Here is a 19469-nt window from a genome sequence, read left to right as displayed (position 1 = left end):
TGGCAAATTTTGGTTTACTGATGATGTGACATTATGAAGACAAAAATCGTTAGATTTTCGGCATTAGCATTGGCAATTGGATTTTTAGCGGGTTGTACCATTATTCCAGGGCAGGGATTAAATAGTCTGCGCAAGAATGTGGTTGAACTACCGGACAGTGATTATGATCTGGATAAACTGGTTAATGTTTACCCAATGACACCGGGTTTGATAGACAATCTTCGGCCTGAAAGTTTGATAGCCCGTCCAAACCCTCAGCTAGATAATCTACTTAAAAGCTACGAATATAGAATTGGTGTGGGTGACGTATTGATGGTGACCGTATGGGATCATCCGGAACTGACAACACCGGCAGGCCAGTATCGTAGCGCAAGCGATACCGGCAACTGGGTGAATGCAGATGGTACGATCTTCTATCCGTATATTGGTAAAGTTCAGGTTGCTGGAAAAACGCTAAGTCAGGTACGCCAGGATATTGCTAATCGCCTTACTACCTATATCGAAAGCCCACAGGTTGACATTAGTGTAGCTGCTTTCCGCTCACAAAAAGCTTATGTTACAGGAGAGGTAATGAAATCTGGGCAGCAACCCATTACAAATATTCCACTAACGGTGATGGATGCAATTAATGCTGCCGGTGGACTCGCACCTGATGCCGACTGGCGGAATGTTGTTTTAACACATAATGGTAAGGATAAAAAAGTATCCTTATATGCGCTAATGCAAAAAGGTGATTTGACACAGAATCAGTTACTCTATCCTGGCGATATACTTTTTATACCTCGGAATGATGACCTTAAAGTCTTTGTTATGGGTGAGGTCGGTAAACAGAGCACTATGAAGATGGATCGTAGTGGCATGACTTTAGCTGAAGCCTTGGGTAATGCCGAAGGAATATCTCAATCATTGAGTGATGCTACAGGTGTGTTTGTTATCCGGCAAATGAAAGCCGATAAGCAAGGGAAGATTGCCAACATATATCAATTAAATGCGCAAGATGCATCGGCAATGGTTCTTGGAACTGAATTCCAATTGCAACCATATGACATTGTCTATGTAACATCAGCGCCTATTGTTCGTTGGAATCGTGTGATTTCTCAGCTGGTACCAACTATTAATGGGGTGCATGAGATGACCGAGGCTGTACGTTTCGTTAGAAACTGGAACTGACCATGTTTAACTCTATTTTAGTTGTATGTACGGGCAATATATGTCGTTCACCTACTGGTGAGCGGCTATTGAGGCGAGAGCTTGCTCACTTAAAAATCACGTCCGCAGGAATAGGTGCTCTGGTCGGGAAACCTGCTTATTCGATGTCTGTGGAGGTGGCAAAAAGTCATGGTTTATCATTGGAGAGTCATGTTGCAAGACAGATCACTAAGGCTGATTGTCAGGAAAACGATTTAATCTTGGTTATGGAGAAACAGCATCTAGAGTATGTGTGTAAATTATCTCCAGAGATTCGAGGGAAAGTAATGTTCTTTGGTCATTGGCTTGACCGTAAAGAAACACCTGACCCTTATGGCAAATCATTAGAAGCATATGAATTTGCCTATAATCATTTAAACGAATCAGCTTTAAAATGGGCTGAAATGTTACAGAGATAGTTAGGAATATTATGACTGAAAGAATCAAGCAGACCAGACAATCATCCAAAGATAATGATGAGATTGAATTCAGTAGGTTGATAGGCGTCTTCATCGATAACAGACGGTTGATTTTCGGTATTACATCTTTGTGCGTTTTCTTTGGGCTCATTTATGCTCTGCTGGCAACACCGATTTATCGGAGTGATGCGCTGATACAAGTTGAGCAGTCAACTGGTAGCAATATTCTGAGTAGCCTTTCTGATGTATTGCCAACGGGCCAACCTGAATCATCAGCTGAAACCCAGCTTCTCCAATCCAGATTGGTTATCGGTAAAACTATAGATGACCTGGATTTGACTACACGATTAGAACACGATCACTTCCCGGTCGTCGGGAAAGGCCTGTCGAGGATTTTTGGGGAGTCAAAGAAAACAGCAAAAGAAAGTCTTTCTATCGCCAGATTTACGGTTCCAGCGGAACTGTTAAATGTTTCGATGAAAGTGACGGTTGTTGATAATAACCACTACACCCTCGATGTTCCTGACGTCGGTAAGTTTGACGGAACTAAAGGTAAGCTTTTATCAACTGATGGTATAGAGCTGCTGGTTAATGATATTGATGCTGAGCCTGGTGATGCATTTAATATGACTAAACAGACCATTCAAAAAACTTTTGCTAATATATTATCGAATCTTTCTGTCAGTGATAAAGGAAAAGACAGTGGAATCTTACAAATTAGCTATGACGCAGAAAGTGAAAAGGAAGCTAATTTAGTTTTATCCAGTATTACGCAAAACTATTTGTTGCAAAACATTGAGAGAAAATCAGAAGAAGCTGATAAAAGTTTGCAGTTTTTAGAAAAGCAACTGCCTGCAGAGAGAGCATCTCTTGATGAAAATGAAGACAAACTTAATCAGTTTCGCCAGGAGAATGACTCCGTTGACTTGTCACTGGAAGCTAAATCTGTATTGGATACGATGGTTTCGGTTGAGTCCCAGCTCAATCAGTTAACATTCAGAGAGGCTGAAATTTCAAAACTGTACACAGTGCAACATCCAGCGTACAAAGCACTGCTTGAGAAGAGAGCAGTTTTAGAGAAAGAGAAAGTTAACTTAGGTAAGCGCGTAGAAAAATTACCGAAAGTGCAGCAAGAAATTCTCAGACTGACGCGTGACGTAGAGTCAGGTCAAGCTGTTTACATGCAGATGCTTAATAAGCAACAGGAATTGAGAATCAATAAAGCCAGTACCGTTGGTAACGTAAGGATTGTTGATAATCCGTTAATCCAGGATTATCCAGTAGCACCAAAGAAATTACTAATCCTAGCTATCTCTTTGTTTATTGGGATAATTTTGTCGGTTTGCGCAGTGATTGTGAAACTTCTGCTGCATAAGGGAATTGAAAGCGCTGAACAGCTTGATGAGATTGGCGTCAATGTTTATGCGTCGATTCCTTTCTCTGACTGGCAGTCACGAAATGGTCAGAAACGTGTGAAAAACGACAATCGTCCAGAAGGTTTGCTTGCAATTAATAACCCCGCAGACCTGGCAATTGAGGCAATTCGTGGTTTAAGAACCAGTCTGCACTTCGCAATGCTTGAAGCTAAAAACAACGTGATCATGATTACAGGTGCTACACCTGGAATCGATAAGTCATTTACAAGCCTCAACTTAGCAGCGGTTATTGCGCAACAGGGCAAAAAAGTGCTGGTCATTGATGCCGATATGAGAAAGGGTCATTTGCATGATGCATTTGGTCTGACTAATAAAGGAACGGGGTTATCTGCATATCTCGCCGGCGTTATTGATTACGATAAAGTTAAATCGCCGACAGGAGTCGATAACCTTACATTGATTGTCAGGGGTAGCAACCCACCTAACCCATCTGAACTGCTGATGGGGAATCGTATGACAGACCTGTTAGAAAAAGCCGGTGCGGAATATGACTTAGTTATAGTCGATACCCCTCCTGTGTTGGCGGTAACAGATGCCGTAATCATCGGTGCACTTTCCGGTACTACCCTATTAATTTCTAAGTTTGAAACTAATACAGTTAAGGAAGTGGAAATCTGTTATCAACGGTTTGAACGCGTTGGTGTTGAAGTGAAGGGTGTTATCATCAACGGCGTAATGAAACGTGCTGCAAATTATTACTCTTACGGTTCATATGCAGAGTATGGATATAAATATGAGAGTGATAAGTAAGTAAGTCTATGAATCAAGGACAATCTAGGTTGTCCTTGATTACATGAAACTAAAGAGCATATTTGTATATATTGAATGATATTATACTGTGTGGTTAAATTTTTCATTCAATATCTACAACTTTCGCGATAATCAGGAACGTTATGTTAGAAAGAATATTTATATATACATATGTGCTTTCTTTGGCTATCCCTGGACGATGGAGACTGATGCCAGAACTTGACCACTACGGTGGTGCAGAAGTTGCGATTTCTCCATTTGATATTCCTTTGTTTTCATACCTGATTGTGAAGTTATTATTGATCGTTGTTTTTAATAAAAACACAAAAATTAAGCTCACAACAGATGTCAAAATTATTGCACTATATTTATTTTGCAATGCTATCTTCTTCATTTTTGGTGATTCATATTTCTGGTCATCGCTTGAACTTCTTAGGTATATGAAGTTCTTTATCGTCTTTTTAATTATTAAATTCGCACTGCTCAATAATGAAAAAAACTACGACACCTTATTTAATGCAATTCTTGTGGTTATTGTTATTCAGTTAATCACCTCCTTAATACAGCAAGTATTTGGCGTGACGATTTCAGGAAAAGGCGGTGATGAAGTTGGACTTAACAACGTTGATGGCGAATTATATCGTTCGGCTGGTACATTAGGGCATCCAGGTACGCTTTCTCAGTTCATTGTTACAATTTGCCCATTCTTATGGATGGAGGCGATGAACAAGAGTGGTTTCAGGAAAATGGTATTCATGGCTGGATACTTCATTTCGGTAGTAATCGTTGTGCTTTCATTCGCCAGAACAGGGATTGCAATGATAGCCGTTGCTACGCTATTGATGATTTTCCACTCATTGTTCAGTAAAGGTAAGTTTTTCAGCAAAATTACGATTTGTGCCGTTTTGCTTACTGCAGCATTTATTTTTATTGATACCTATTTTGGTGTTATTTACGATAGGTTCATAAATGCACCGGATGAAAGTGGTGAAATTCGTATTGTACTGGCTGAGATAGCACTGAAAATGATCACCAGTCACCCATTCTTCGGCATCGGTCTTAATACATTTACCACCGTCATGACAAAGTATGATGTGACCAATATATCCAGTTGGTGGCCTCATCCTGTTCATAATATCTATTTGTTGATAATGTCAGAAACAGGAATATTAGGTTTTGGTCTGTTTATGTTCATGAATTTTTATTTTGTGAGACTGATTATTAAAGGAATCAGACTAAAAGATCCGTATGACTCTAAGATATTGTACGCATCAGGCGTTTCTATCCTGTCAATCGCCTTCTTTGGTATGCTTGGTTGGTCATGGCGGTTAGATTCAATACAGGGACTTTATTGGTTAGTATTGGCAATGATTTCTGCTTCTTATACGCGTGCGAAAAACAATAAGAAACAATCAGAGAGTGAAGATTAAATGAAAAAAATAGGGTATTTCCCACCACCTAGTGAAAAAAATTCCTATACGATTCGTATGCGTGATTTGCTTGGTCAATTTGGTGATGTAACTCCGATATCACCTAAGAATTGGAAGAACACTTTTTTTTCAATAAATAAATATGACTTTATCGTATTTAACTGGCTGGAAAATAGATGCTTTGGTAAAGATGGGAAGTTTGATTTTTTGTCTTTCATTATCTCAATGTTATGGTTTTCGATAATGAGATATTCCGCCAGGAAAGTAATTTATGTTCGCCATAATATTTATCCGCATAATATTTTGGATGGAAATAAGAATCTTAGTGTAAAAGTAATGAACTACTTTGAGAGTAAAAGCTCTTATACCATTGTACATTCAAAATCTGCTTGTTCAGCCGGTAGGATTTATGTTCCTCACCCGCTTTATGATCTGAAGTCTGTTTCATCAGTAAATGAGATTGACGATGAAAAGTATTTTGTATGCTTTGGGCGTATTGAAAAATATAAGAAACTGGATGAATTAATAAAAAGCTGGCCATTAGACCTGAAGTTGATTATAGCCGGTAGTTCTGATGATAAAAATTATTGTTTTCAGTTGAAGACATTAGCAGCGGGAAAAAAAATTGAGATCGTTGATAAATTTATCAGTGATGAAGAGGCGTATAATTTAGTAAGTCGAGCTGAATACTCAATTTTACCCTCTGACAGCAAAAGTATGATCGTCAGTGGCAGCTTCTTCTTCTCTATTTCAGCCGGAACACCGGTCATCGCGGTGAAAAGTGATTTTTATAATTCACTTAATGTCTATAATGGAGAGCTGATCCTAGTTAATGGTATTGGAGACATTGGCTGTGCGTTACAAAACTTACCAAAAAAACAAAAAATAATGAGTGCTGAGTTTACGAGCCAATTTAGTGATGACACTATCATCAACTCTCTCAGGGTAATAATTAAATAACTTTACCCTGTCAGTATTAAAAATCAACAATAATTAAATAATTAAATAATTAAATAATTAAATAATTAAATAATTAAATAATTAAATAATTAAATAATTGCTGCTATTAAACATAATTCATTTTAAAAAGGATACATATGAAAATTCTTCGTGTAATCCCATCAATGGATCCTAAAAAAGGTGGGCCATCTGAAGGTATCAGACAAATTCAAAATGAAATTCAAAAACAGCAATTGAATATAGAATGCGATATTGTCTGCATGGATGATGAGAATAATATAAGCCCTGCAAATTCTAATTTAAAAGTTTTCAATGTTGGTGAGGGAAAGGGGGGCTATTCTTACTCAAAAAACCTCAAAAATTGGCTAACTCAAAACGTAAGAAAATATGACTTAGTCATAATTCACGGTGTATGGCAATATCACAGTGTTGTAACCAGTTCGGTTTGCCTTAATGAAAAAGTGCCTTATCTTTTATATTCACATGGCATGTTAGATCCGTGGTTCAAAAAAGCCTATCCACTTAAGCATGTTAAGAAGATGATCTATTGGATGCTTTTTGAAAAAAGGGTGGTTAATAAAGCACGCTCGGTGGTCTTTACATGTGAAGAAGAGAAAATTTTAGCCAGGGAATCGTTCCCTTTCTACACGCCAAATGAGAGTGTAACAGCTTATGGCACAGCAGGAAGTACTTTTGAAAGAAGCTCCTCGGTGGAAACCTTTTATGCAAGCTACCCTGAGCTAAGAAATAAAAAATTAATACTCTTTGTAGGTAGAATTCACGAGAAAAAAGGCTGTGATATTCTATTGAATGCATTTGCTAAAATTAAAGAACGTGCGCAGGGTTATCATGTATTCTTTGCCGGCCCTGATGATAGTGAATATGCAAAATCTTTAAAGGTAGAAACAAAGCAGCTTGGTTTACAAGATGTGGTTACTTGGGGTGGGATGCTTCAGGGTGAGAAAAAATGGGGGGCATACTTTGCGAGTAAAGTATTTACATTACCATCTCACCAGGAAAACTTTGGCATCGTAGTGGCTGAAGCTCTCTCTGCTTCATTACCGGTACTGATATCGAATAAAGTAAATATCTGGCGTGAGATAGAAGCTGAAAATTCCGGATTAATTGCTGATGATAATGTGGAATCATTCAGTAAAAAAATGTTAGAATTTATTGAACTCAGTGATGAAGAACAGGAAATAATGAGAATTAATGCGAAGAAGTGTTTCGATGATAAATTCGAAATTTCCAAAGTTGCAAAATCATTCGAAAAAATCATAAATGAAAGGGTTATAAATGGATGAGATAACCAAGTCTAGCTTCTCTCTTCAAAACAAAATTTATCGTGTGGTTTGGGCTGTATTTAATCTCCTCTTTTTTAGGTTTTCCCCAAGACCATTTTTTAAATGGAGAGTCCTTATTCTTAAACTGTTTGGGGCTAAAATCTCTTTTAGCTGTCGAGTCTACGGATCCAGTAAAATTTGGAGCCCTAAAAATCTTATCATGGAGGAGCAGACGACCATTGGCCCTAATGCAAATATTTACAATCAAGGAACGATTAAACTGTGTAAGTTAAGTACGGTCAGCCAGGATGCTTCACTTTGTGCCAGTTCGCATCGATATCAAAGTAGAAAGCATGAGTTAATTCTGTGTCCTATTACCATTAACGAAAAGGCATGGATCTGTGCTGAAGCGTTTGTAGGGCCAAATGTGAATGTCGGTGAGGGCGCTGTACTTGGTGCCCGCTCTGTCGCAAAAAAAGACCTTGAACCCTGGGCTGTTTATGACGGGAATCCCTGTGTAAAGGTTAAAGATAGAATAATGAAAGACATCTAAATTCAAATGCTGGTATAGGATTTATTTATATTTACTTTATAAAAGTAAAATTAAGTATTGATAAATTAAATTAGCTAACTAAATATTTGTTGATAAAAAACACAACTGAGTGCTAAGTTGTTTTTACAATTTCTTTCAATATAGCTCGAAAATAAATAAGGGAAAGTTATGTCTAAAGTTGCTTTGATTACCGGTATTACTGGCCAAGACGGTTCATACTTAGCTGAGTTTTTACTTGAAAAAGGCTATGAAGTTCATGGGATCAAAAGACGTGCATCCTCCTTCAATACCTCACGCGTAGACCACATTTATCAGGATCCTCACTCCCCAAATCCTAAGCTTCATCTGCATTACGGTGACTTGACTGATACATCGAATTTAACGCGTATTTTAGAGCAAGTTAAACCAGATGAAGTTTATAACCTGGGGGCGATGAGCCATGTTGCTGTTTCATTTGAATCCCCGGAATACACTGCTGACGTTGATGCGATCGGTACATTACGACTGCTGGAAGCAATTCGCTTCTTAGGTTTAGAGAAAAAAACGAAATTCTACCAGGCTTCAACCTCTGAACTGTACGGATTGGTGCAAGAAATCCCACAAAAAGAAACCACGCCATTCTACCCACGTTCACCATATGCAGTAGCAAAGCTGTACTCGTATTGGATTACTGTGAACTACCGTGAATCCTACGGTATGTATGCTTGTAACGGTATTTTGTTCAACCACGAATCTCCACGTCGCGGTGAAACCTTTGTAACCCGTAAAATTACCCGCGCATTAGCAAACATCTCTCAAGGCCTGGAGTCTTGTCTGTATTTAGGTAACATGGATTCTCTGCGTGACTGGGGCCATGCAAAAGACTACGTTAAAATGCAATGGCTGATGCTGCAACAGGAAGTCCCTGAAGATTTCGTTATTGCTACCGGCGTACAGTACTCGGTAAGACAGTTTGTTGAGTTTGCGGCTGCCGAACTGGGTATTACTTTACGTTTCGAAGGTACAGGTGTTGATGAGAAAGGTATTGTAGAAAGCGTTACTGGTGACAATGCCCAAGGTGTTAAAGTTGGTGATGTGATCGTGGCAGTTGACCCACGTTATTTCCGTCCAGCAGAAGTAGAAACTCTTCTGGGCGATCCATCAAATGCGCACAAAAAACTTGGCTGGAAGCCAGAAACTACCCTTCAGGAGATGGTCGTCGAGATGGTGCAGCACGATCTGGAAGCCGCTAAGAAACACTCACTATTGAAGTCTCATGGTTTCAATGTAGCGCTGTCTCAGGAGTAAAGTAGATGATTAAAAGCAAGGTCTATGTTGCTGGTCATAAAGGGATGGTCGGTTCGGCCATCGTCAGGAACTTATCTGCCAGGGATGATGTAGAAATTATTACCGCTGACAGAAATGAACTTGATTTACTTGATACCAATAGCGTTAACGACTTTTTCCGTAAAAACAAAATAGACCAGGTGTATCTTGCAGCAGCAAAAGTTGGGGGTATTGTTGCTAACAATACTTATCCAGCTGATTTCATTTATCAGAACTTAATGATTCAAAATAATGTTATCAATGCTGCGCATAATAACGGTGTTCAAAAGTTAATGTTCTTAGGCTCATCCTGTATTTATCCTAAACTAGCAACTCAGCCTATTACCGAGGGGCAGTTACTACAAGGGACTCTTGAGCCAACCAATGAGCCTTATGCGATAGCTAAGATTGCGGGTATCAAATTATGTGAGTCTTATAATCGCCAGTATAATCGTGATTACAGATCCGTGATGCCTACCAATCTGTATGGTGAGAACGATAACTTCCATCCGAGTAACTCGCATGTAATCCCAGCGTTGATGCGCAGATTCCATGAAGCCAAACAGCAAAACGCTTCTGAGGTCATCGTATGGGGCAGCGGTAAGCCGATGAGGGAGTTTCTCCATGTTGATGACATGGCTGGAGCTTCTATCTACGCGATGGAGTTAGATACTGAGACTCTTAACCAGAATGTTCAGCCTATGCTGTCTCATATCAATGTTGGCACGGGGATCGACTGTACAATAAGGGAACTTGCAGAAACAATTTCGCGAGTTGTGGGCTTTGAAGGCAAAATTACTTTTGATGCCGAAAAACCTGATGGTGCTCCCCGCAAACTCCTGGATGTGAGCCGTCTTCAGAATTTGGGATGGAAGTACAGTATTGACCTGGAAGAAGGGCTCACAAAAACATATCAGTGGTTTTTAGCTAACCAGGGTAAATTCCGTGACTAGAGTTTTTTTGGATGATAGTATTTTCAAAACTATTGTTGAACATGCTCCTCTGATTTCAATTGATCTCATTATTGAAAATTCTAATAGTGAAATTTTACTAGGTGAAAGGGTCAACAGACCTGCGAGGGGTTGTTTGTTCGTTCCCGGTGGACGGATAAGAAAGGATGAGACAATAAATGAAGCTTTCATTCGACTAACTCAGCTGGAATTGGGGATTGCCCAGTCATTGAGTTCAGCTAAATTCCTTAGTGTTTATCAGCATTTCTATGATGATAATTTCTCCGGGAGTGATTTTTCAACCCATTATATTGTTTTGGGCTATAAGCTCTTTCTGAATAATGATGAGCTTAAACTCCCAGTGGAACAACATTCGTCATATAGTTGGATACCGAAAGCTGATATTCTTAATCATCCTAAAGTGCATGATTATACTAAGGATTATTTTCGAACGACTTCATAACATTTTATCTGAGTCCATATGAAAATATTAGTCTATGGTATTAATTACGAGCCGGAACTTACTGGGATAGGTAAGTATAGCGGAGAAATGAGCCGGTGGTTTGCTGATAACAACAATGAAGTTACCGTTGTTACGGCTCCACCGTATTATCCCGAATGGAAACTAACTAAACCCTATAAGAACAGATATAGTAAAGATGTTGCCAATAACATATCTGTTTTCCGCTCACCACTTTATATTCCGACAAGACCAGGATTTGTAAAACGAGTTGTTCACCTGTCCTCATTCGCTTTAAGTTCCAGTTTTAACTTATTGCGGCTGTTGAAGCTCAAGCCTGATGTTGTGATATATGTAGTACCAACGCTTTTCTGTGCATTACCGGTATTGATTTACACCAAGATCACAGGTGCTAAATCTGTTATTCATATACAAGATTATGAGCTTGATGCAATGTTTGGCTTGGGAAGTGGTAACGGAAAGGGAAGTAAGCTATCGTCATTTCTATTTTATTTGGAAAGTAAGATACTTAAAAAGTTCGACAAAGTATCTACTATCTCCAAAAATATGCTGAACAAAGCAAGAGCTAAGGGCGTTGAAGATAAAAACCTTGTTCTCTTTCCTAACTGGTCTGAAACCGACAGGTTTAGAGATGTTGTCGTGCCCGGTGATTTTTACTCAGAACTTGGCATAAGTGTAAGAAGTAAAATTGTTTTATACTCGGGCAATATTGGCAAAAAACAAGGCTTAGAGAATTTGATACCTATAGCCAAAATGTTTGAAGACGAGGATATCGTCTTTCTAATTGTAGGTGACGGCGTAGGTAAAAAAGATCTGTATGATGCATCGGTTAGTGCAGGTTCGAAGAATATCTTATTTAAGCCTTTGTTACCGTATGAACAGTTACCAATGCTGTTAGCTATTGCTCATTGTCATCTGGTAATACAGAAAAGAGGTGTTGCTGATGCGGTTCTACCTTCAAAACTAACTAATATACTTGCTGCCGGTGGACAGTCTGTAATTACAGCTGAAGCTGACACAGAATTAGGTATGGTTTGCAGGGATAACGAGGGGCTTGCGGTCCTTGTGGAACCTGAAAATGAACTGGCTCTTGAGAAAGGTATCAGGAAATGCTTGCAGTTGCCTAAGTTTAATCAAGTTGCTCAACTTTATGCAGAGAATAATCTTGCAAAGGAAAATGTAATGGCAAGTTTCCTTGCTGAGCTTCAGAGATTGTTAAAAATATAACTGTAGATTTTAGTATCGATTAAGGACAAGCAAGCAGGGATTGCTTTAGCTGGAGTTATAATGAAAAAACTTACTTCTAATATAGCTTTTCTGATGTCGGAAAAGGTTATCGTTTTACTTATTGGTTTGCTGTCTAATGTTGTCGTTATTAGATATTTAGGCGTTGAGGATTTCGGTAAGCTCGCTCTGTTTCAGGTTTATTATGCATTAATAGTATCGATCACTGAATTTGGGCTGAGAAGAGTATACTCATCCTTGCAGAGTATAAAAAGGGAAAAGCTAGTTTTCCTGCAAACTCTTAAAATAAAACTACTGATCTCATTCATCTTCAGTCTGATGGTGGTTGCATTTATTGGCCTTCATGGGGATGAAACATACTATTATTGGCTTTTACTTGCTGTTCTCGCATCTCCTTTGGAACTTTATGTTTATCATTTTGAAGCTAATCTTAAAAATGATTTATTGGTTAAAATTAGAGTTACCGTTGCGATAGCGTTAGCAATTCTGAGAATTGCGTTGTGTTTGTTAAAAGCCGATCTGTATCTCATTGCCATTTCATTCGCATTAAATAACTTAATCATAAATATCATATGCTGCTTCCTGGTTACCAGAAGAGAGAATTTTTTAGTAAAAATAAAAAGCAACTCTGCTAAAAAAGTAATCACTAAACATATATTCGAGAGATCGTTTTTCTTCTGGATCTCAATGGTTATCGTGCAAGTTAACATGCGAACAGACCAGCTGATGTTATCCAGCATTGCAACTGTTGCACAGGTGGGGATCTATGCAGGGGCATATAAGTTAATTGAACAATTAATGGCAGTGCCGAGTATTTTGTCTTCAGTATTCCTTCCTTTCATAAGTAAGAACAAAGAGATCAATAAAGATGAGTATTTAACAAAACTTTATGCATTTATTATCTTTACTACGTTAATCATCTCTATACCAGCGGTACTGTGTGCTCCGTATATAATACCGCTTTTATTAGGCAAGGGCTTTGAAGCGTCCGTGCCGGTGTTTCAGATACTGTGTCTTTCATTCCCATTCCTTGCTTTAGCGAATATCAGTGGTTTGTACTATAGTCTTAATATGTTGGAGAAATTTGCAGTCTTCCGTAATGCCTGTGGCCTCGGTTCAAGTTTGATCCTTAACTATATTTTCATAAAAGAGTTGGGTACTAACGGTGCAGCTTTTTCCGTAATGATTAGCTACTTCTTGATATCATTCGTTTACGAATATGCACTTAAACAAACCCGTAAGAATGCAGTAATGAAACTAAAAGCACTAAAATTGATTTTCACGCCGCATTTCTATTTAGGGTTACGCTCTTTAGTCAAACCCCGATAGCTATTTATACTTATAGAGGGAAGTATGCTTAACAGTATTATCAAAAACAAACAAAAAAAGAACGTCTTCTGGTGGGAACCTAAAGATGGTAGCCATAATGCAGGAGATCATTTAGGGAAAGTTATTGTTCAATCCGTATTAAGCACGCGCGATCTTGAAATTTTTGGGAAAAACTCTTCACGTAACACACTCTTCAGTATCGGCTCGGTTATGCATTTTGCCAAAAATGGTGACTGCATTTGGGGGACGGGAATCAATGGCAAAATTGACAAATCAAAACTTAAATTTAACAGCTTAGATGTTCGTGCTGTTCGAGGCCCTAATACCAGAGATTTTCTGAAGAAAGAGAAGGGTATTATAGCACCGGAAGTTTTCGGCGATCCGGGATTGTTACTGCCACTGTTTTATAGTAAGCAGTTATTAACCGATAGTCAGCTACAGAAAGACTTTATCGTCATACCCCATATGAATGAAGACTTTAATTTGTACGCTAAATATAAAAGCAATATTTGCTCACCTAACCAGGGAGCAATCGGGTTCACTAAAGAAATTGTCAATAGTAAGTTTGTTATTTCAAGTTCTCTGCATGGCGTTATTTTGGCTGAAGCCTACGGCATCCCTGCTGTGTTTTTAAGTGCGAATAGCGGTGAGTCACAGTTCAAATATGATGACTATTACTTTGGTACCGGGCGTAATACTTATGCACGTGCAGAGACTGTTGAAGAAGCGTTCGACTTGCGCACAGACGCAATTCCTGACCTGCAAAGTATCCAGTCAGGTCTGCTAAAAGCATTTCCATTCGACCTGTGGTGATATGAATGAAGCGACGAGATTTGATTAAGTTAATCCTGGCAGCAATTTATTTTAATACATCTTTTAAAGTTTTTGCGTCAGTAGATATCACTGATGAAAATAACAATGTAGATAAAAATAAGCCCCAGAAGTCAGGTCTCGTTGTTGTTGACTTTATCAGTGACATGATTAAGTTAGATAATGTCTCTAACGGGCAGAATATTACGGTTAGAAATCACTCATCTGGTTTACCATATGATACACCCGCCGTGTTCACGGTTATAACTAATGATAAATTCGTTAAGGAAAATGCAGGAACTTGTTTTTCTGGAGTATCCGGAGTCAAATTTATCAGAGAATCCAGTTCTCCGCTGGAGGTAAACTGGTTTGGTGTAACGGAAAAAAATATTAAGATAAAAGATTTAGTTAGTGAAAGTGATAAAGAAATTTTGAGAATAATAAAATCTTTCACTGGAAAAGAATACGCAGATGGAGACTATTTCAATAATCTGGCATTAGCAGCCGCATTTAAAGCCTGTGGTGATGGACAACAGGTTGTACTGGGTAATAACAAAAAATACATGGTTAATAAACCTGTGGATTGTTATTCATGTCTGAACATTGACTTCCAGAATTCAACATTAAAAGCCGATGCAGATATGCCCGCTGGCAGTTATATTCTAAGCATTGGAAGGCAACTTTACTCTGTTAAAGGTGAAGGTCTTTACCTCGAACAGGGTAGTGCTAAATTATCACTCCCTGAATCGGTTAAGAAGAGCAATTTCAAACCGGGCGATCTTATTAGTTTGAAATCAACCGATATCAGAAATGGTGAGCAGTATAAGAATATTCGTCCATATCATCACGGTATGCGAGCGGTGATCAAAGAGGTGGGTGATTCTTATTTAATTTTTGATAGACCAGCTTATTCATCATTCAAGATATCGGAAATTATCGTACACAAAGGTTCAAACTCGACCAGTCTGTTAAATGCGAATATAGATCTACAGGCATCGCAAAATGTCATTCCGCCTTTATCGGGCGTGAAACTCACCGGCACTAATATCAATATCAATAATGTAAAAGTACTGGGTAATGAGTTTTGTGGTGCAGGTTTGCTTGTGCTTGGCTGTAAGTCCAGAGTTGTGAATACCTTCGTTTCTGGCTTCTGTAATGTTCAGGGGTTACCGCTGCCGGGACGTGTCGGCTATGGCATTTATGTTGATTGCAGTGATACCCGGGTCGAGCAAAGTCATTTTGAGAGTAACAAACATCACGTGACCTGTGCTTCCCGCGACTTTGTTATGTCGGACATCACTGTTACGGATTGCACTGCAACTACCTCAGACAAAGATATCCATAACGATGTAAATGCCAGTTTTGATCTACACTCAAATGTGATAGGTAAAATTGAGTTCCATCATTTAAAAATTACCACCAAAGGCCCCGCCTTTAATATTAGGAATGGGCAAGCTACCATCACCGATTGTGTTATTTCATCATCCAGATATAACAAGAACACTCCTGCACTAATTAATGTTTTTGAGTATAAGGATGTCAGCAATATCTCTTTTGAGAGAAACAGGATCTATTGCGGTGAAAATATGCGGCTTTTCCATTTTGGTGAGATGTCAAAAATTGAAAATATATCTATAATGAATAACTCTGGAAATGTTGCTGGTATTTTTGATGCGGATATTATGGGGTGCGATATCAATAGCATTAACATTACCGGAAATCGTTTCAATAAAATGAAGTTTCTGTTTAATTTTAATTCCAAAAATAAAAAAACAAATATAAGAAAAATTAAAATTGTCAAAAATGTTTTCATCCAGTCTGCTAACTCAAAAAGCGGTAACGACATAATGATAAACCTGTCATCTGACAGTCAAGACGGTTTCAATATAGGTGAATTTACAATAATCGATTCTAACTTCTTTGTGAAAAAACATGCTGTAAGTATTGTTAATGTTTCGATTAGCAACGGTTTGGAAATCGTCAAAACCATAATGAAATCGTACCAGGGCGTAGGGGTTGTTTCTTTGCATTCTAGCTATGTTAATTCATTTGCTATTAATAATCTGATTTCCAATAGTACTTTGTCCATACCTGTAACCGATAGTGATAATCGGGGTGTTAAAAAGTTTGAACTATTGAACTCTGAGATAGCAAGCGTAGAGTTTGATCTCAGTGAAGTTGGTCAAAAGAACGCAAAAATCAATGCGGTAATTAATGGCAACAGGCTGGGTTCTGATTCTACTTCTCCAATACAATTTAAAGCAGGTCAGGTTCAAATATTAGAAGAGTTTTCTGTTTCTAACAATGATTTTATCACTAACAGGGGATTACCGGTCTTTTCTCCTCCAGGGATAATAAACAATAGCCCTTTTAAAGGTAATAGACTTTCTAATTCGCTGGGTGAGAAAACAGAAAGACGTTCACTCACTAATTGGTAAAGATAAAGTCATTCTCAAGAATATTTAATTTAATTGTTTAGAGGGAATATAATGATCGTTCCAGTAATAATGGCTGGCGGTACCGGTAGTCGTTTATGGCCTATGTCTCGTGAATTGTATCCAAAACAATTTCTGCGACTCAACGGTGACCAGTCAATGCTTCAGGATACCGTATCCCGTCTGGATGGTTTAAATGTCTCGGCCCCGATGTTGATTTGTAATGAACAACATCGTTTTCTGGCAGCCGAACAACTACGGCAAATCGATCGTTTATCAAATAATATCATTCTTGAGCCTGTAGGGCGTAATACCGCTCCAGCTATAGCTCTGGCTGCATTGAGTGTTATTGCCAACGGTCAAAACCCGCTGATGTTGGTTCTTGCTGCCGATCATGTTATTGAAAATACCCAGGCATTTCACCAGGCCATCCATGCAGCGACGCCGCTCGCTGAGCAGGGAAAACTGGTTACATTTGGCATCGTTGCCGCAGGCCCTGAAACGGGTTATGGCTATATCCAACGTGGGGATTCGTTTGGCGAGTCGGCGTTTAATGTAAGACGTTTTGTTGAAAAACCTGATTTGGCAACTGCGGAAGAGTACCTCGCCAGTGGTGAATATTATTGGAATAGCGGCATGTTCCTGTTTAGCGCAGAGCGTTATCTGCAAGAACTTACCGCCTTCAGGCCTGACATACTGGAAGCCTGTCAGAAGGCAATGTCTGGTGTTGAAATTGATTCCGTGCAGGACTTTATTCGGGTTGATCTAGAGGCATTTTCTAACTGCCCGGATGAGTCTGTTGATTACGCCGTAATGGAAAAGACCTCAGATGCAGTCGTCATTCCATTAGATGCCGGATGGAATGATGTAGGTTCATGGTCAGCTTTATGGGAAGTTAACGAACAGGATAGTAATGGCAATGCCCTGACCGGAGACATCTTTACCCACAAGACGTCAAACTGCTACATAAACACGGATGATACTCTGGTTGCCGCTATCGGTGTTGAGAATCTGGTGATTGTTAATACCAAAGACGCAGTCCTGGTGATTGATAAATCGCAGGTGCAGGATGTGAAGAAAGTGGTGGAGTTCCTTAAAACAAATAACCGCCGCGAATATCGTCTTCACCGCGAATCATATCGCCCATGGGGACGTCAGGATAAAGTCGTTGATACCCAGCGCTACCAGATAAACAGAGTCACGGTGAAGCCCGGGGGCAAATTCTCGCTGCAAAAACATTTGCACCGAGCTGAGCATTGGGTCGTTCTGGCGGGTACGGCTGAAGTTACCCTTGAAGATAAGACTTATCTGTTAACTGAGAATCAGTCAACATTCATCCCGATCGGCTCTGTTCATATGCTCGAAAACCCTGGTAAAATTCCCCTAGAACTTCTGGAAATTTCATCAGGATCATATTTAGGCGAAGACGATATTATCCGATTAAAAGATCACTACGGCCATTGCTAACATCTGGGAAAACTTTATGTCTGATACATTGAAATGTTTTAAAGCTTACGATATTCGCGGAAAACTAGGTGAAGAATTAAACGAAGAAATTGCATATCGTATTGGACGTGCATATGGTGAATATTTAAAACCTAAGCAAATGGTGTTAGGCGGCGACGTCCGTCTTACTAGTGAAGGGCTTAAACTTTCACTCGCAAAAGGGTTGCAGGATGCAGGAACTGATGTTTTAGATATTGGGCTTGCCGGCACTGAAGAGATTTATTTTGCCACATCGCATTTGAATGTTGACGGGGGGATAGAAGTTACCGCCAGCCATAATCCGTTAGACTATAACGGGATGAAATTAGTCCGTGAGCAATCTAAACCTATTAGCGGTGATACCGGTCTCAGAGATATTCAGAAGTTAGCAGAAGCCAATGATTTTTCTGCTGTAAATGAAGCGCCGCGCGGCTCATATAAACAAGTATCCGTTCTTGAGGCCTATATCGAAAAGTTACTAAGTTATGTCGATTTGAAGAACTTCAACCGCCCGCTTAAACTGGTAATAAACTCAGGAAATGGTGCTGCAGGACATGTTATTGATGCCATAGAGTCGCGTTTCAAGGATGCGGGTGTCAGTGTTGAGTTCATTAAAGTTCATCATGTTGCCGATGGTAACTTCCCTAACGGTATCCCTAATCCTCTACTGCCTGAATGCCGCCAGGATACAACAGATGCGGTTATTGCGCATCAGGCGGACATGGGGATTGCCTTTGATGGTGACTTCGATCGGTGCTTCCTTTTCGATAATGAAGGCAATTTCATCGAAGGTTACTACATTGTCGGCTTGCTGGCTGCCGCTTTCCTTGAGAAGAATCCGGGAGCCAGAATCATTCACGACCCGCGCCTGAGCTGGAATACAGTTGATATTGTTGAACAAGCCGGTGGTATTCCAGTGATGTCCAAAACTGGTCATGCTTTCATTAAAGAGCGCATGCGTCAGGAAGATGCGGTCTATGGCGGTGAAATGAGCGCCCATCACTATTTCCGTGATTTCGCTTACTGCGACAGTGGCATGATTCCGTGGTTACTTGTCGCAGAATTGTTGTGTGTTAAAAATAAAACATTAAGCCAGCTTGTCGGCGATCGTATGGCCGCATATCCCGCTTCTGGTGAAATTAACAGCTCGCTGACTGACCCTGCTAAAGCAATTGCCCGTGTACTTACCCAATATCAAGAAAGCGCACTCAATGTCGATTATACTGACGGTATTACCCTTGAGTTCGCTGACTGGCGCTTCAACTTGCGTAGTTCGAATACTGAACCGGTTGTTCGTCTGAATGTTGAGTCAAGAGCGAATGAAGTTTTAATGAGTGAGAAAACAAAAGAAATTTTAGATATCCTTCGCTCATAATTACTTATTGAGTGGTCGGCCTGCTATGCCGATCG

16 protein-coding genes are annotated in these 19469 nt (G+C 39.4%); all 16 read left to right on the top strand.

Annotated elements, in window-relative coordinates; genetic code table 11:
* Positions 1 to 33: 33 nt before the first annotated feature.
* The 16 genes from GVK32_RS16385 to cpsG all read left to right on the top strand — a co-directional run bounded on the left by GVK32_RS16385 (position 34) and on the right by cpsG (position 19434).
* Positions 34 to 1170: a polysaccharide export protein gene (locus GVK32_RS16385; protein ID WP_123551692.1), complete on the top strand. Its 1137-nt coding sequence runs from the start codon at positions 34 to 36 to the stop codon at positions 1168 to 1170.
* A gap of 2 nt (positions 1171 to 1172) precedes the next feature.
* Positions 1173 to 1607, top strand: coding sequence for a protein tyrosine phosphatase (locus GVK32_RS16380; protein ID WP_159870226.1), 435 nt, complete (start codon positions 1173 to 1175; stop codon positions 1605 to 1607).
* Between the two features lie 11 nt (positions 1608 to 1618).
* Positions 1619 to 3793: a polysaccharide biosynthesis tyrosine autokinase gene (locus GVK32_RS16375; protein WP_159870229.1), complete on the top strand. Its 2175-nt coding sequence runs from the start codon at positions 1619 to 1621 to the stop codon at positions 3791 to 3793.
* Between the two features lie 209 nt (positions 3794 to 4002).
* Entirely contained in the window at positions 4003 to 5223 is a 1221-nt protein-coding gene (locus tag GVK32_RS16370) for an O-antigen ligase (RefSeq protein ID WP_159870232.1), read from the top strand.
* Positions 5224 to 6183, top strand: a complete 960-nt coding sequence (locus tag GVK32_RS16365) for a glycosyltransferase (RefSeq protein ID WP_159870235.1) — start codon at positions 5224 to 5226, stop codon at positions 6181 to 6183. It abuts the gene before it with no gap.
* Positions 6184 to 6320: 137 nt separating this feature from the next.
* Entirely contained in the window at positions 6321 to 7487 is a 1167-nt protein-coding gene (locus GVK32_RS16360; protein ID WP_159870238.1) for a glycosyltransferase, read from the top strand.
* A complete protein-coding gene (locus GVK32_RS16355; RefSeq protein ID WP_159870241.1) occupies positions 7480 to 8019 on the top strand; it encodes a putative colanic acid biosynthesis acetyltransferase in 540 nt (179 codons plus the stop codon). Before GVK32_RS16360 ends, GVK32_RS16355 begins: the two co-directional genes overlap by 8 nt.
* A gap of 168 nt (positions 8020 to 8187) precedes the next feature.
* Entirely contained in the window at positions 8188 to 9306 is a 1119-nt protein-coding gene (gmd, locus tag GVK32_RS16350; protein WP_159870244.1) for a GDP-mannose 4,6-dehydratase, read from the top strand.
* A gap of 5 nt (positions 9307 to 9311) precedes the next feature.
* Positions 9312 to 10277, top strand: coding sequence for a GDP-L-fucose synthase (locus GVK32_RS16345; RefSeq protein ID WP_159870247.1), 966 nt, complete (start codon positions 9312 to 9314; stop codon positions 10275 to 10277).
* Positions 10270 to 10737, top strand: coding sequence for a GDP-mannose mannosyl hydrolase (locus GVK32_RS16340; RefSeq protein ID WP_159870250.1), 468 nt, complete (start codon positions 10270 to 10272; stop codon positions 10735 to 10737). The genes GVK32_RS16345 and GVK32_RS16340 overlap by 8 nt, the downstream gene beginning before the upstream one ends.
* Positions 10738 to 10755: 18 nt before the next feature.
* On the top strand, positions 10756 to 11982 hold the full coding sequence (locus GVK32_RS16335) for a WcaI family glycosyltransferase (protein WP_159870253.1): 1227 nt from the start codon (positions 10756 to 10758) through the stop codon (positions 11980 to 11982).
* Positions 11983 to 12042: 60 nt separating this feature from the next.
* Entirely contained in the window at positions 12043 to 13329 is a 1287-nt protein-coding gene (locus GVK32_RS16330) for a flippase (protein ID WP_159870256.1), read from the top strand.
* Positions 13330 to 13353: 24 nt separating this feature from the next.
* Positions 13354 to 14142 carry a polysaccharide pyruvyl transferase family protein gene (locus tag GVK32_RS16325; protein WP_159870259.1) on the top strand — a complete coding sequence of 263 codons (789 nt, stop codon included), beginning with the start codon at positions 13354 to 13356 and terminating at the stop codon, positions 14140 to 14142.
* Between the two features lie 5 nt (positions 14143 to 14147).
* The gene (locus GVK32_RS16320; RefSeq protein WP_159870262.1) at positions 14148 to 16577 is read left to right on the top strand and encodes a hypothetical protein; all 2430 of its coding nucleotides are present in this window, start codon (positions 14148 to 14150) and stop codon (positions 16575 to 16577) included.
* Positions 16578 to 16628: 51 nt separating this feature from the next.
* Positions 16629 to 18041, top strand: a complete 1413-nt coding sequence (locus tag GVK32_RS16315; RefSeq protein ID WP_159870265.1) for a mannose-1-phosphate guanylyltransferase/mannose-6-phosphate isomerase — start codon at positions 16629 to 16631, stop codon at positions 18039 to 18041.
* A 16-nt stretch (positions 18042 to 18057) separates the two neighbouring features.
* Positions 18058 to 19434, top strand: coding sequence for a phosphomannomutase CpsG (cpsG, locus tag GVK32_RS16310; RefSeq protein ID WP_159870268.1), 1377 nt, complete (start codon positions 18058 to 18060; stop codon positions 19432 to 19434).
* Positions 19435 to 19469: the final 35 nt, after the last annotated feature.

The sequence above is a fragment of the Klebsiella sp. 18074 genome (assembly GCF_902705905.1).
In the GTDB taxonomy this organism is placed as follows: domain Bacteria; phylum Pseudomonadota; class Gammaproteobacteria; order Enterobacterales; family Enterobacteriaceae; genus Klebsiella; species Klebsiella terrigena.
The sequence above is the reverse complement of the archived record's forward strand: the minus strand, read 5'-3'. Positions and strand labels throughout refer to the sequence as shown.

Bases quoted from the DNA above. Each gene is read 5' to 3' on its own strand.
- GVK32_RS16320 (WP_159870262.1), top strand. From the start codon at position 14,148: ATGAAGCGACGAGATTTGATTAAGTTAATCCTGGCAGCAATTTATTTT.
- GVK32_RS16385 (WP_123551692.1), top strand. From the start codon at position 34: ATGAAGACAAAAATCGTTAGATTTTCGGCATTAGCATTGGCAATTGGA.
- GVK32_RS16315 (WP_159870265.1), top strand. From the start codon at position 16,629: ATGATCGTTCCAGTAATAATGGCTGGCGGTACCGGTAGTCGTTTATGG.
- GVK32_RS16335 (WP_159870253.1), top strand. From the start codon at position 10,756: ATGAAAATATTAGTCTATGGTATTAATTACGAGCCGGAACTTACTGGG.
- GVK32_RS16365 (WP_159870235.1), top strand. From the start codon at position 5,224: ATGAAAAAAATAGGGTATTTCCCACCACCTAGTGAAAAAAATTCCTAT.
- GVK32_RS16355 (WP_159870241.1), top strand. From the start codon at position 7,480: ATGGATGAGATAACCAAGTCTAGCTTCTCTCTTCAAAACAAAATTTAT.
- GVK32_RS16325 (WP_159870259.1), top strand. From the start codon at position 13,354: ATGCTTAACAGTATTATCAAAAACAAACAAAAAAAGAACGTCTTCTGG.
- gmd (WP_159870244.1), top strand. From the start codon at position 8,188: ATGTCTAAAGTTGCTTTGATTACCGGTATTACTGGCCAAGACGGTTCA.
- cpsG (WP_159870268.1), top strand. From the start codon at position 18,058: ATGTCTGATACATTGAAATGTTTTAAAGCTTACGATATTCGCGGAAAA.
- GVK32_RS16380 (WP_159870226.1), top strand. From the start codon at position 1,173: ATGTTTAACTCTATTTTAGTTGTATGTACGGGCAATATATGTCGTTCA.
- GVK32_RS16330 (WP_159870256.1), top strand. From the start codon at position 12,043: ATGAAAAAACTTACTTCTAATATAGCTTTTCTGATGTCGGAAAAGGTT.
- GVK32_RS16345 (WP_159870247.1), top strand. From the start codon at position 9,312: ATGATTAAAAGCAAGGTCTATGTTGCTGGTCATAAAGGGATGGTCGGT.
- GVK32_RS16370 (WP_159870232.1), top strand. From the start codon at position 4,003: ATGCCAGAACTTGACCACTACGGTGGTGCAGAAGTTGCGATTTCTCCA.
- GVK32_RS16375 (WP_159870229.1), top strand. From the start codon at position 1,619: ATGACTGAAAGAATCAAGCAGACCAGACAATCATCCAAAGATAATGAT.
- GVK32_RS16360 (WP_159870238.1), top strand. From the start codon at position 6,321: ATGAAAATTCTTCGTGTAATCCCATCAATGGATCCTAAAAAAGGTGGG.